This window comes from Desulfobacter sp. (assembly GCA_028768525.1).
Lineage (GTDB): Bacteria > Desulfobacterota > Desulfobacteria > Desulfobacterales > Desulfobacteraceae > Desulfobacter.
Window position 1 is genome coordinate 5169888 of record CP054837.1, and the last position, 12728, is coordinate 5182615.

The following is a 12728-nucleotide window of genomic DNA, read 5'->3' on the forward strand; positions in this document are numbered from 1 at the left end:
TGACCCAATCATAACAGAAGGTTTAAAAAATGAAGGAGGAAGACATGAAGTTTCAATTTCGTATTGTGTGTGCGTGGTGTAATTCACTTATTTCTGAAAAAGAATGCTCGAAAACAAAGTATAGCCTGGCTTTGGCAAAGGATGGCGTCATGACATCGCATGGGTTATGCGGAAAGTGCCGCAAAAACCTTGAAGATATTCATGGCCTGAATCAAGGAGGTCATGAAAATGGCTAAAACATATACCTGCGAGTGCTGCGAAAAATCTTATACCCGGCACCTGGCCTCAGAAGCGTATCTGCGGAATAATTGTTACGACTGCTCGTTTTGGCTGTGTAAAATGGAGTATCCTGACTTCATGGCTGAAAGAAGGGCTATCATTGACGGAAGCCATTATATTATACGGGCTGAAACTGATGGTCTAAGGGGGTTTGGTGGCCGTAAGTTTATAATCCAATTCTTTGATGGCCGGATCATCGAAACGAATAATTTATGGTGCCAAGGTGAAATTCCTGATCGGTTCCGTAAGCGTTTACCAGACAATGCCGTATTCCTTCCATTAGATGAGCCCTCGGTTATCACCGACGACAAATCCAGTATACCTTTTTAATAGAGGAGGCTAACATGTTTGATTTTTTTGATGAGTTTGACTGGCTTGATATTGGCCTCGCTGGTGGTCTCAGTGAAGAATTAGCTGATGAAGATCGGGAACGCCGTCGGCTGGAGAATGAACTGGATCAGGAAAATGAAGATAGTGGTAATGGTGGTATAGCATAGTGTAATATACCGTAATCGTAGTATTTCACCTTACCAGTACCCAAGCCACTCAGTACCCCATCCACCACCAGTGCCTTCCAAATTAGTTCTGCACAACACTTAACCCTGCATCTTTTCCCCTATCAGCATCCGCTCCATTCAGTCTCTTGATTCTGCTGCACTCATTCCCCATTTCCGTTTTGTTGGGTGGGTGCTGGTGATGGGAGGTACTGGTGTTTTACAATACTTCTTTAATTACAATATGTTAACCTGGACACTTGATCACAGATATTTCCAGGATGATTCATTGGTCCGGCTCAAAAAAACTGCTGCGGTCAATACCCCGGCCAGCGCTATTGAATTGGAAAAGTGTTTCATCGTTGAAACGCTGACGCAATCAATTTATCCATTGGTATATGTTCAGGGTGAACACGTAGCCAGGGTTGTGGAGGCAGTGAGTGTTAGGGCTGAAAGGTACTGTTGGAAGGGTTCTTTGAGGATTAGCATTTTTAAAGTAGAACAGGTAGAACACTATAGAACACGTACTTTCAGTTTTTAGCTATATGAGAATTTATTTTGAAATTACCCCCAACCTGTGTTCTTATGTGTTCACCTGTTCTAACGTGTTCACCCTAACTCAAAGAAACAAATCATACAGCCAGTTACATTGAAACCCTAATGTGAACTGATCCGAGGAGTATTAAATCTTTGTTTCATCGATGAAACACCAAAACCATTATATTCTGGCTGGAGAGGGAACTGGAAAAAGAAGTACTCACTCCCTTATTCAAGGTTCAACAGATACACTTCCAAAGTAGTGATCGTCCCTTTTGTCAATGCTATTGGGGGAGAATCATACCATAATTGCTCAGGAACAAACCGGATCAAATCATTAAACCCAGATTCTGCATCAGACATCAACAACAGTGAAAAATCCGTTCCAAAATGAGGAAATACTTCCGTTAAGCAAAATGGCATTGGATTTTTGATAAAACCAGAGGACCAGAAGTAGATTCCAGTCTCCTAATCAGAATTTCTGATGAATATCTGGCGCACTTATCCACAGCTTATCAATCAAATTTCAATAGGTTCTACGCCAGGGCCTTCATGGCCCGATAAAAAATTAACCTCATAGGATGGTCTCGTTTGAGTTTTATCCAGAACTGACGGCCTCTGACGACTATATTGGCAGGCAGATGAATAAGAAGAAAACCAAGCCGTTTTATTCGTGCTGCCCGCAACCATTTGGGTAGAGCCAGAGCCTTGATACAGTTAAGTAGGTTATACGCAATCAGCCCGGTCTGGAACAAAGCATCGTTTGCCCAGAACTCATTGGTGCGAATGCAAGCGGCAGCAAAATCATTTTTAATTTCTTCGATTACCTGCTCAACAATTGCGCCCTTGTTGTACTGGCGCCAAATGTTCTCCGCTTTAAGCCGGAGATTGGTGACAACTACCTCATAGCGTCCTTCAAGGATATTGAAAAGCAGCATTTGTTCACTGGGTTTAGTGGTTGGCAGATTGCGCTCAATTACTGCAAATCTTCTTGAACGGGACCAGCCAGAAAGCCTGCGATAAAAATTTGCAGCAAAGTGACCATTACCAATACTTCGCCAATTTTTGATCCGTGATATTTGACCCATGATGGTCGAGGACAATTTTGCTTTGGCCACATATCCAGCTCCCAGTTCCTCAATGGTATCGAGAATCGAACCGGATGTAAGACCCTTATCGAAACGGAATATAATATCTTCTGCAGGCAGATCCGCTTCTGAAACAATTTTGCGGACAAAACCATCAAGGCCATCGTTGGAAGCGCATGAACCGGGTCGGAGGTATCCGTCAATGACAGCTCTTGAGTTGATATCAACCGCCAGCAAGGGATGGTAGCTGTTTCGCCCTGGTTTATGCGGATTGTATCCGGTGTCTGCGCCTTCAACCTTCTGGCCATGTACAGTACAGACCGATGAGTCGACAGTTATAAATTTCTTGCCGGGTTTGGCAACAAGGGAACTCAAGTGAGTGCTGATTTTTTCCAGGTTCAAGTTATGTTGCCATGTCATTGTTTTCAGCCTCCGGCCATAAGACGTAGGATGGACAATGTGTTTCCATTGAAACATCCTTTTCATGGCAGGCTCCTCCAACAAGCGGACGTCCTGAATCGCTTCTCCGCCTATAATTCTCAAGGCTATCAGTTGCTGTAAAAGCTCATGTGTCGGATAGCGTTTATTCTGATCAAGATCTGCTGTGGCGGCTTCCAATTGTTCTGGGATATGGAATGCTTGGAATCCTCGGCTGACCATTGCCATCCCGGCGTTGGCAGTTACTGATTTTCCTGTGAAAGTAATATGAGCCGATCCCTGTTTGAATACTTTCCGATTCCTACCTTTTCTGGTATGTTTCATATGCACCCTTTTGGTGATCTGTTTTTCGCAGGCAGTCTGCGCTTAACTCTCCAAGATCATTATAAAAGGGTGCTCTTTTTAGAGCAATATCAAATTAGAAATGCAGAATCTGGGTTAAAATTTTTTGTATTTTCTGGTGTTTTAACATAACGTTCTTCTTAGGGAATTTTGCAAATACAATTTGTAATTGTTAAACATTTGAACAATTATGGAGGAAAGAATGTATAAACGCTCGGATGTTGATTTGCAACCATGTTTTTTGATAACATCCGCATCAATATAATCATTGTCAGGCTTCCAATGAGAATCCATCTTATTGGGAAAAAGCAAATTTTGCGGGAAGGGGAGTAGAGAGCCTGGCCAGGTTAAAGAAAATTATTTGATTACAAATTGTGGTTAAATAAAAGGAACCTTGATGACCCAAGATAAGAATACACTGGAACTTTCTGGTCAGATTTCTACTCGGACTGCTGGTATATTTTCGACTTTTCATCGTCTTGGCCTTATAAGCAGATGGAGCGCCTGGATTGTTCTGTTACCGTCTTTGCTGATCACTTTCAACGCCTGGTATTTCGTCAGGGGAGAAGCAATCAAAAGGGCTCAAGCACGTTTTAATTTTCGGGTCAAAACAATAGAAGCAGGAATCTATGAGCGCCTTCAGGCCTATGAATTTCTCCTTCGAGGGGGGAGCGGTCTTTTTGAGGCTTCCGATGAAGTATCTCGGGAGGAGTGGCGAACCTATGTAACAAAGTTGCAGATTAATAAATATTATCCGGGAATTCAAGGGGTCGGTTTTTCCAAACAAATTCTTCCTTCAGAAAAGGAGGCTCACCTTCGTCAGATTCGCAGTGAGGGTTTCCATCAATATACCATCAAACCCGAAGGGGACCGACCGGAATACACCTCGATTATCTTCCTGGAGCCATTTGATTGGAGAAATCAGCGGGCTTTCGGCTATGACATGTTTTCCGAACCCACTCGTAAAGAAGCCATGATCAGAGCCCGTGACACCGGAATAGCTGCCTTAAGTGGTAAGGTCACCCTGGTCCAGGAAACGGTCAAGGATATACAGGCGGGTTTTCTCATTTACTTGGCGATTTACCGCAAAGGAAAACCGTTGGAAACCCCGGAACATAGGCATGATGCGCTAATAGGATATGTTTATAGTCCTTTTCGGATGAATGATTTCATGAAAGGCATATTGAAAGAAAAAGGGAGATATGTCAACCTTCAGATTTTTGATGGCGAGAAGCCACTTAAAGAAGCCCTGCTATATAGAACTGATGCCAAGGAAGAACCTCACAACGCCCCTGAAGGTAGCCATTTTGCCACTGAACAATCAATCCTGACATATGCCGGCCATCATTGGCTTTTATCTTTTATTTCCTCTAAATATTTCGAGGAAAACATCGAGACTGGCTCCATGAACTTCATCTTATTGCTTGGCATCACCATCAGCCTGCTGTTATTTGGCATGGTATTGTCTTTAGCCAAGTCGCACAACCAAGCAATCAATCTGGCAAATACGACAGGGGACCTGAAAAAGGCGAATATCGAATTAAGAAAAGAAATCATGGAACGTGAACAGGCTGAGATGGAGTTGCATAAAAGTGAGCAACGATACAAGAGCGCTCAGCGATTGGGCCAGGTAGGGAATTGGGAATTTGATCTCGTAACAGAAATTTTTTGGGGATCTGATGAAGCAAAACGCATTTTTGGATTTAATACTGAAAGTAAAAATTTCACAATAGATGAAGTCAAAAAATGTATTCCGGATAGAGAAAGGATTCATCAAGCACTTATGGATCTGATAGAAAACAACAGACCATATGATCTTGAATTTGAAATCCATCCAGTTAGCGGGTCAAAACAAAAAAGTATCAGATCAATAGCAAAACTTCGAAAAGATAATACAGGCAAGCCATGTAAGGTTGAAGGCGTGATCCAGGATATCACACGGCAAAAAGAACAAGAGAGGATGCTGCTTGAACAAGAAAAGCTCCAGGGTGTATTAGAAATGGCCGGAGCTATCTGTCACGAACTGAACCAGCCGTTACAGGTAATATCCGGTTCTTCTGAAATACTCATGATGAACATTGAAAGCAGCGATTCCAAGTATAAAGCACTCACAAATATCCAGGTCAGCATCAAACGAATGGCTATACTGATGCGCAAGATTATGGGGATTACCCATTATCAGTCCAAACCATACTTGAAAAGCGAAATTATAGATATTGATAAGTCTTGCTACGATGAAAAAAAAATCAGAAGGTGAGGGCGACCACTCTGTCTATGAAAAAAACTTATTGCCCCTAAAGTTCCACTAAGTACTGGCGTTTCTATTGTGGGGGATTAGGATTATGCAATCCCCTTTGAAAAACCAGAATCCCGACAGAATTTAGATCTTTGGGAAATAATCGCTGGGACTTTTATATGAATTGCCCGGGAAATGCCTATGTTGGTGGCATGTGTACTTGATCAGTTATTGGTGGGGACCGCAGACCTTCAAATGGAACTTTTTCATACCATTATTCAACGCCTTTCACCTTTGAGTATTTTACTTGTTTTTATTTACAGAAAAAACTTAACAAATGCCCACCTGGCAGCTATCAAGGATGGTATAACCAATGCAAAGCTCCCCACCGATAAGCCAGTATTCAGTGAACCTTCAGCAGCCAAGGTCAGGCCAACTCTATTGTTCTCGAGAAAGTACAGCAAAAAATGTTCCGTTTTGGATCAATGATGCGGATATCGTCATGGGCCATCTGAACGAAAAAGATATCAGGAACCTTAAGGCATTGCTGGATACGTTATGATACAATCACGCTGCTCTCTGTTTGACAACATCGGGGAAATATAGTGTTTTTATCAAAACCGAATGATTGACTTTTTATTGTCAGGGAAGTTATATTAGTGTTCAAAACTATTTAGTTAGTATGTGAACCATATGTCAAAATCCGATGAAACATTTAATGTTAATGACTCTTTTCCCATGATGATGTGTACCTGCGTCAAATATATGAAAGAGAGCCTGAATAAACGATTCCGTGATGCAGGTTTTAATGTTACCAATGAGCAGTGGATAATTCTTGTACATCTGGCACAGGAAGACGGCATATCACAACAGAAGCTTGCAGACCGGTATGATCGAAGCAAGGTTTCTGCACTGAATTTAATTCAAAAACTTGAAACAGGCGGCTATGTGATTCGCAGGGTGGACCCTGACGATAGACGAGCTAATCTTGTATATCTTACTGACAACGGAAGATTATTGCTAAACAAGCTTATTCCGTTGGCAAAAGAGAATATTACATACATGAGCCGGGAAATTTCCATGGAAAATATGGCGGTGTTAAAACATATTGTTAAAAAAATTACTGAAAACATAAAAACGTAATTTAAAATTTTTTCATGAGTTAGTTAACATTCTAACGAATTTAACACAAAACTAAAACAAGGGGTTGAGTTTGAAACAAATAAATAACTGGTCTGCATTACACTTTTTGGCATCGTTGGGCGCAGGGGGAATGGCGGTTACGTTTTTTATGTATTTTCTATTCTGGATTCCCCATCCGGGGCGGCCGATTCCCGTTTACGAAGACTGGATCTCCTATGTACAAAAGGCAGGTGCCGCAGGCAAAGGTATGGTTCTTATCGGGCTTGCCGGCATTATTATTTTTGCCTGGCTGCATTTCAGGTGGCTGTATTTAAATTTTGCTCAATACCGGATTTTCAAGGCCAGCGGGGGACAAAAAGAAATCATCGGAACCAACGCCCACACCCAGCTTATGGCCATGCCTTTGACCTATGCCATGAGCATCAATGTCTGTTTTATTCTTGCAGCCATTTTGGCCCCGGGTTTATGGAATGTCATTGAGTGGCTTTTTCCCGTCTCCATATTTATGTTCACCATCATCGGTGTGTGGGCCAGCAGGATTTATCTGGATTTTTTCAGCCTTGTCCTGCAACGCGGCAGTTTCGACCACACCGCCAACAACTCACTTAGCCAGATGCTGCCCAGCTTTGCCTTTGCAATGGTGGGGGTCGGGCTGGCGGCGCCTGCGGCAATGAGCCAGAACGCTATCGTTATCGGGGCCAGCTATCTGCTGTCAATTTTCTTTACCACAGGAGCGCTGTTTTTAGGCTTGATCAAATTAATTATCGGCATGAACGACATGATCAAACAAGGGGTATCCCGATCCTCCCTGCCCACACTATGGGTGGTGATACCGATATTAACAACCGCAGGTATTGCAGTAATGCGGTTGAGCCATGGCCTGCATACCCTCGAACTGGGGCATGGCGCCTCGGATTTTATTTTGCTTGCCATTATTTTTTCCATTCAGATTGTATTCTTTCTTTTAGGATGGTCGGTCATGAAGCGAATGAATTACTTTAAAACCCTGCTCAACCATGAGGAGGACACACCGGTAACCCTTGCGCTGATCTGCCCGGGTGTCGCCTTTGTCGTTATGGGCCATTTTGTTTTGAATAAAGTGATCACGGCAAGCGCAGTAATAACAAAATTTGGGTATACATATATGGTGCTTTCTTTTGGGCTGATTGTTCTACAGGGCCTTACAGGCTGGCTGTTGATCCGGCTTGCACGAAAGCAGCTTAGGTATAATTAAAAATAGGATTTCTTGGCACATATGAACAGTCATGGTGCCATTCACAACAACCATAATCGAAAAGATTACCATAAAGGAAATTTGTATGGAAAAAACAACCAAAGAGCAACGCAGGAAAAACGTTATTGACGTATTGAATCAGGCCCGTGGAATGGAATTACAGGCAATTTCCCAGTATATGAATCAGCATTACAACCTAGATGATATGGATTACGGCGAACTGGCCGCCAAGATTAAACTCATTGCCATTGACGAGATGCGACATGCCGAGATGTTTGCCGAAAGGATCAAGGAGCTTGGGGGCGAGCCGGTAACCGGATTTGAGGGCAAGGTTGACAGGGGCCAGTCCGTTGAGAAAATTTTTTCTTTTGATTCCATTCTGGAAGACGACACCATTGATATCTACAACCAGTTTGCACTGGTCTGCCGTGAAAACGGCGACAGCATCAGTGTGAAAATTTTTGAACAAATCATTGATGAGGAACAAAGCCATTTTAATTATTTCGACAGTGTCCAGGGACATATCGAAAATTTAGGCGGCAACTATCTTGCCAAGATTGCAGGAACGTCTTCATCCACAGGCCTGGGAAAAAGCGGTTTTACTGTAGGTGAAGACGCAGAGTAGTCTCGGTCTTTACAGAACCATAAAAACTAATAAAGGAGGAAATGTAAATGGCAGAAAAATACGGGATATACAAATGTGAAAAGTGCGGAAATATTGTCCAGGTACTTCACGCAGAGAAACCACCCGTCATGTGCTGCGGACAATCCATGACAAAACTGGTTTCAAACACGGTGGATGCAGCCCAGGAAAAACATGTTCCAGTCGTTGAAAAAATTGACGGCGGATATCTGGTTAAGGTGGGTTCCGTTGATCATCCCATGACGCCAGAACATTATATTCAGTGGGTAGAATTGATCACAGATGAAGGAACCCTGATTCAAAGAAAATTCCTGTCGCCTTCCGATGCGCCAAAGGCAGTATTTAAAACAGAGGCTGACAAAGTTGTTGCAAGGGAATACTGCAACCTTCACGGCCTGTGGAAAGCTTAAACTATAGTTGTTTGCACATTAAAAATCGATATGGAGATATTTCATGGAAAAGTATGAATGCACATTGTGTGGTTATGTATATGACCCTGAAAAAGGTGATCCTGATAATAACATAGCACCTGGCACATCATTCGATGATCTTCCCGAAGACTGGGTCTGCCCGGTATGCGGCGCTGGAAAAGAAGATTTCGATAAAGCTTAACCCCACCTTAAAAAATGCATCCGTTCAGGTTTAAGCCTGACGGACCATTTCTTACGGATTTAATGAAGATGCCTTCTTTTGGCATCAAAAAAGGAGGTCAGATGACAAAACAAACCTGGAATCCATATATCGCTGGTGGTCTGACCGGTATCCTGCTGATTTTGTCAGTGTGGATCGGCGATCATTTTTTCGGTGCATCCACCACCTTTGCCCGCAGCGCATCGGTTGTGGAACAGACCATCGGCATCGATACATCAACCATTGCGTACTTTACAGCCAAGAAAGGAAAATACGGTCCCGGTTCACTGCCCAACTGGCAGTTAATGTTCGTTATCGGCATTGGACTGGGTGCCTTTGCAGCGGCCAAGCTGTCCAACGATTTTAAGTGGCAGGCAGTTCCCGACATGTGGCAGGAACACTTCGGAAATAGTCCGATAAAACGGGCATCAGTAGCGTTTTTTGGTGGTGTCGTTGCCCTGTTCGGTGCCCGCCTGGCCGGCGGCTGACCCAGCGGTCACGGCATGAGCGGTCTGGCTCAGCTTTCCGTCAGCGGGTTTATCGCCCTGGCTGCTTTTTTTATAGGCGGCCTGGTGTCTGCCAATTTACTCTATAAAAGGAAATAATAATGAGTTTGGTTTACGGCATAATCACCGGAATTCTGTTTGGTTTCCTGCTGCAGAAAGGACATGTACTAAGGTATGATAAGCAGGTTGGTGCCCTAAGATTACTGGATATGACCATTTTGAAATTCATGCTCAGCGCCATCGTTGTTGCAGCAGTCGGTATTTACCTGCTCAAAGATATGGGCGTGGTTCAGCTCAGTATTAAATCAACCTCCGTTGGTGCCCAGTTAGTCGGCGGCGCCCTGTTCGGTGTTGGATGGGGGCTTTTGGGATATTGTCCCGGAACCGCAGTCGGCGCCCTTGGAGAGGGCCGGATCGACGGGTTGTGGGGGATATTGGGAATGCTGCTTGGAGGCGCATTATACGCCTGGGCATATCCCATGATGAAGTCTGCCATTATTCCATTGGGGAATTATGGCAAAATAACCCTGCCCCAGGTCCTGGGTATCAGTCATTGGATCGTGATTCTTGTTTTTGCGGTGGGTGCTATCCTGTTGTTCCGTTTTTTTGAACAGAAAAAACTCTAAGCAGTATTCTAAAACAACTATCCTGCAAGCAGATATATGCTATTGCGGGAATCAACCAAAGGAGGCATGTATGTCGGAAGAAGCAGAAGTCGGGTGTGCCCGACCAACCGGAGGGCCGGTAGGAGAACCGGTAGAAAAGGACGCAGAGGAAAAAAGCAAACCAATTGAAAAGGAGAGACCAATGATCACCTTGGGAGAAAAAGTGCCGGATTTCGTAGCGCCAGGATACCAGAAGGGAAATTTTATCAATGTCAACCTGTCCGACTCCTTGGGTAAGTGGACATTGCTGTGTTTTTACCCGGGTGATTTCACTTTTGTCTGAGCAACTGAAATTTCGGCGGTCGCCGAAAAATATGCGGAACTTCAGAAGCTTGGTGTTGAGGTTCTTTCAATGAGTATTGACAGCATGTTCGTTCACAAAATGTGGGATGACCACGAATTATCCAAGATGGTTGAAGGAGGGATACCCTTTCCCATGTTGTCCGATGCCGGTGGTAAAATCGGTCGATTGTATGGGGTGTTCAATGAAGCGGCCGGGGTGGAAAACCGAGGCCGTTTTATCATCGACCCCGATGGTGTGCTTCAGGGTTATGAGGTGCTGACGCCGCCAGTGGGGCGTAACGTATCTGAAACCATCCGCCAGGTACAGGCCTTCCAGCTTGTCAGGGAAACCAAAGGGGGTGAGGCGACCCCGTCTGGCTGGAAACCCGGGAAAAAAACGCTGAAACCAGGACCTGATCTGGTTGGCAATGTATGGAAAGAGTGGAAAACAGAAATGGCTTTTGATTAAAGCGATAACAAATATTTACCAAGGGGGCATGCTGAATCTGGCAAGTTTAGTTTTGCCCCCTTTATGATTTCTACGATTGAGCACGCATGGTAGACAATTTAAGAATGAAATAGAGTGTCCAATCTGTCTATGGAAAAACTCTATTGTCCAGAAAAACCTACCGGGGACTGGCGTTTCTATTGAAGGGGATTGAAAATATTCTGGCTCAATTCCATATTGTGCTTACAAGTAATTCAGTAAGGAGCCTTAAACAAAATATTTGTAACTAATTCGTATTCTTAGTATGGTTATCAAACATGTTGGCCATAATTAGCTAAAATCGCCTATAAAAGAATTGATAACGGAGCCTATGTCCTGGTTGTTTCCATCAGTCATCGCTACAATGATCGGAACGATCATTCTATCGTTCACTTACTTTTATCTATACCTGACGGATCATAAAAGATATTTAGGGATCTGGACGTTAAGCTGGGCGATTTATAGCACGAGATTCCTTTTTATGCTGTGCTTGATTAAAAGGTATCAAAGCCCTTTTTTCTTGATTGGTAATCAGATAACCACACTTGTAAGCGGCATAGTGCTTTTATGGGGAACATATTGCTATATTAATAAAAAATTTCCAAAAGTCTGGATTTATCTTTCAGTTGTTACTGTTGGATGGATCATTATCAGTATTCTACAGAACTTTTCCTTCCTTTTAATCACGTTACCTACATTTTCATTTTTAGCCTTAATTTATATTTCAACAGGTGTACTGTTTCTTAAATCAAAAAATCTGGAACAAAAAGAGAACGCAATTGTTGGTATCGCATTTATCTTATGGGGTGTTCACAAGTTGGACTATCCCTTTTTAAGACCTTTAGTCTGGTTTGCTCCCTGGGGATATCTCATAGGAGCAGTCCTTGCGTTCATTGTCGCTTTGGGAATGTTGATAGTCTATTTTCAAAAAACGCGAAACGAACTAAAAAGCAACGAAGAAAAGTACCGCAGGCTAACAGAAAATGCAAAAGACATGATCTATCGGATGTCCTTGCCAGACGGGGAATATGAATATGTCAGCCCCGCCTCAGAAACGATATTCGGCTTTCCTCCGGAGAGCTGGTATGCCAATCCGATTTTAATCCAGGATATTATCCATCCAGATTTTCATGAATATTTTAAAGAAAAATGGCAACTGCTGTTGAAAGGAGAGTTAGACCCCAGTTACGAATACAAAATCCTTTTTGAAGGAGATCAAACAAGGTGGATTCACCAACGAAACGTCGGCATATGGGATAAAAAAGGAGGATTGATTGCCATTGAGGGTATTGTAACAGATATCACTGACCGCAGACAGGCAGAGGAAACCATCCAGCAAAGTGAAGCCTTGAAACAGAAAATGTTTACCAACATAGGGGACGTGATTGTCATTATAGACAAGGAGGGCACAAATCGATATAAAAGTCCGAATATAGAAAAACTGTTCGGCTGGAAGCCCGAGGAAGTTGTGGGCAAAAGCACATGGGAAAATATACACCCGGATGATCTTCCATCGACACAATTGTTTTTTCAGACCCTAATGAAGGAACCGGATTCGGTTAGAAAAACAGAATGCAGATACAAATGCAAAGATGGTATTTATAAATGGATAGAATTCATCGGGACCAACCTGATCAATGACCCTGATATTTGAGGTATCCTTGGAAATTATCATGATATCACTGATCGAAAAGCCGCTGAGGGCTCTCTCCTGGAAAGCGAAG

16 protein-coding genes are annotated in these 12728 nt (G+C 43.2%); 15 read left to right on the forward strand and 1 reads right to left on the reverse strand.

Annotated elements, in window-relative coordinates:
• The first annotated feature begins 29 nt into the window (after positions 1-29).
• The 3 genes from HUN04_22705 to HUN04_22715 are packed head-to-tail and all read left to right on the forward strand — an operon-like array spanning position 30 to position 776.
• The gene (locus tag HUN04_22705; protein WDP92378.1) at positions 30-236 is read left to right on the forward strand and encodes a hypothetical protein; all 207 of its coding nucleotides are present in this window, start codon (positions 30-32) and stop codon (positions 234-236) included.
• On the forward strand, positions 229-609 hold the full coding sequence (locus HUN04_22710) for a hypothetical protein (GenBank protein WDP93379.1): 381 nt from the start codon (positions 229-231) through the stop codon (positions 607-609). The genes HUN04_22705 and HUN04_22710 overlap by 8 nt, the downstream gene beginning before the upstream one ends.
• A gap of 14 nt (positions 610-623) precedes the next feature.
• Positions 624-776 (forward strand): hypothetical protein, encoded by a 153-nt coding sequence (locus HUN04_22715; GenBank protein ID WDP92379.1) that lies wholly within the window; start codon positions 624-626, stop codon positions 774-776.
• A 1070-nt stretch (positions 777-1846) separates the two neighbouring features.
• Here the strand turns inward: HUN04_22715 and HUN04_22720 are convergent.
• Positions 1847-3160, reverse strand: coding sequence for an IS1380 family transposase (locus HUN04_22720; GenBank protein WDP92380.1), 1314 nt, complete (start codon positions 3158-3160; stop codon positions 1847-1849).
• A 415-nt stretch (positions 3161-3575) separates the two neighbouring features.
• Here HUN04_22720 and HUN04_22725 point away from each other — a divergent pair, with 415 nt between their 5' ends.
• The 12 genes from HUN04_22725 (at position 3576) to HUN04_22780 (ending at position 12658) form a co-directional block, all read left to right on the forward strand.
• Positions 3576-5435, forward strand: a complete 1860-nt coding sequence (locus HUN04_22725; GenBank protein WDP92381.1) for a CHASE domain-containing protein — start codon at positions 3576-3578, stop codon at positions 5433-5435.
• A 180-nt stretch (positions 5436-5615) separates the two neighbouring features.
• A complete protein-coding gene (locus tag HUN04_22730; protein ID WDP92382.1) occupies positions 5616-5903 on the forward strand; it encodes a hypothetical protein in 288 nt (95 codons plus the stop codon).
• Positions 5904-6107: 204 nt separating this feature from the next.
• Positions 6108-6557, forward strand: a complete 450-nt coding sequence (locus tag HUN04_22735; GenBank protein WDP92383.1) for a MarR family transcriptional regulator — start codon at positions 6108-6110, stop codon at positions 6555-6557.
• A 70-nt stretch (positions 6558-6627) separates the two neighbouring features.
• Entirely contained in the window at positions 6628-7791 is a 1164-nt protein-coding gene (locus HUN04_22740) for a hypothetical protein (GenBank protein ID WDP92384.1), read from the forward strand.
• A gap of 85 nt (positions 7792-7876) precedes the next feature.
• On the forward strand, positions 7877-8416 hold the full coding sequence (locus tag HUN04_22745) for a bacterioferritin (protein WDP92385.1): 540 nt from the start codon (positions 7877-7879) through the stop codon (positions 8414-8416).
• 47 nt (positions 8417-8463) lie between these two features.
• Positions 8464-8844, forward strand: a complete 381-nt coding sequence (locus HUN04_22750; protein WDP92386.1) for a desulfoferrodoxin — start codon at positions 8464-8466, stop codon at positions 8842-8844.
• Positions 8845-8887: 43 nt separating this feature from the next.
• Complete coding sequence (locus HUN04_22755) at positions 8888-9046, forward strand: rubredoxin (protein WDP92387.1); 159 nt, start codon at positions 8888-8890, stop codon at positions 9044-9046.
• Between the two features lie 101 nt (positions 9047-9147).
• Positions 9148-9669, forward strand: coding sequence for a YeeE/YedE family protein (locus HUN04_22760; GenBank protein ID WDP92388.1), 522 nt, complete (start codon positions 9148-9150; stop codon positions 9667-9669).
• 2 nt (positions 9670-9671) lie between these two features.
• Positions 9672-10196: a YeeE/YedE family protein gene (locus HUN04_22765; GenBank protein WDP92389.1), complete on the forward strand. Its 525-nt coding sequence runs from the start codon at positions 9672-9674 to the stop codon at positions 10194-10196.
• Positions 10197-10266: 70 nt separating this feature from the next.
• Positions 10267-10518, forward strand: a complete 252-nt coding sequence (locus HUN04_22770) for a redoxin domain-containing protein (protein WDP92390.1) — start codon at positions 10267-10269, stop codon at positions 10516-10518.
• A 69-nt stretch (positions 10519-10587) separates the two neighbouring features.
• The gene (locus HUN04_22775) at positions 10588-10986 is read left to right on the forward strand and encodes a redoxin domain-containing protein (GenBank protein ID WDP92391.1); all 399 of its coding nucleotides are present in this window, start codon (positions 10588-10590) and stop codon (positions 10984-10986) included.
• Between the two features lie 499 nt (positions 10987-11485).
• Positions 11486-12658, forward strand: coding sequence for a PAS domain S-box protein (locus HUN04_22780; GenBank protein ID WDP92392.1), 1173 nt, complete (start codon positions 11486-11488; stop codon positions 12656-12658).
• Positions 12659-12728: the final 70 nt, after the last annotated feature.

Bases quoted from the DNA above. Each gene is read 5' to 3' on its own strand.
- HUN04_22755 (WDP92387.1), top strand. From the start codon at position 8,888: ATGGAAAAGTATGAATGCACATTGTGTGGTTATGTATATGACCCTGAA.
- HUN04_22720 (WDP92380.1), bottom strand. From the start codon at position 3,160: ATGAAACATACCAGAAAAGGTAGGAATCGGAAAGTATTCAAACAGGGA.
- HUN04_22730 (WDP92382.1), top strand. From the start codon at position 5,616: ATGTTGGTGGCATGTGTACTTGATCAGTTATTGGTGGGGACCGCAGAC.
- HUN04_22765 (WDP92389.1), top strand. From the start codon at position 9,672: ATGAGTTTGGTTTACGGCATAATCACCGGAATTCTGTTTGGTTTCCTG.
- HUN04_22775 (WDP92391.1), top strand. From the start codon at position 10,588: ATGAGTATTGACAGCATGTTCGTTCACAAAATGTGGGATGACCACGAA.
- HUN04_22705 (WDP92378.1), top strand. From the start codon at position 30: ATGAAGGAGGAAGACATGAAGTTTCAATTTCGTATTGTGTGTGCGTGG.
- HUN04_22750 (WDP92386.1), top strand. From the start codon at position 8,464: ATGGCAGAAAAATACGGGATATACAAATGTGAAAAGTGCGGAAATATT.
- HUN04_22715 (WDP92379.1), top strand. From the start codon at position 624: ATGTTTGATTTTTTTGATGAGTTTGACTGGCTTGATATTGGCCTCGCT.
- HUN04_22735 (WDP92383.1), top strand. From the start codon at position 6,108: ATGTCAAAATCCGATGAAACATTTAATGTTAATGACTCTTTTCCCATG.
- HUN04_22725 (WDP92381.1), top strand. From the start codon at position 3,576: ATGACCCAAGATAAGAATACACTGGAACTTTCTGGTCAGATTTCTACT.
- HUN04_22745 (WDP92385.1), top strand. From the start codon at position 7,877: ATGGAAAAAACAACCAAAGAGCAACGCAGGAAAAACGTTATTGACGTA.
- HUN04_22710 (WDP93379.1), top strand. From the start codon at position 229: ATGGCTAAAACATATACCTGCGAGTGCTGCGAAAAATCTTATACCCGG.
- HUN04_22780 (WDP92392.1), top strand. From the start codon at position 11,486: ATGCTGTGCTTGATTAAAAGGTATCAAAGCCCTTTTTTCTTGATTGGT.
- HUN04_22770 (WDP92390.1), top strand. From the start codon at position 10,267: ATGTCGGAAGAAGCAGAAGTCGGGTGTGCCCGACCAACCGGAGGGCCG.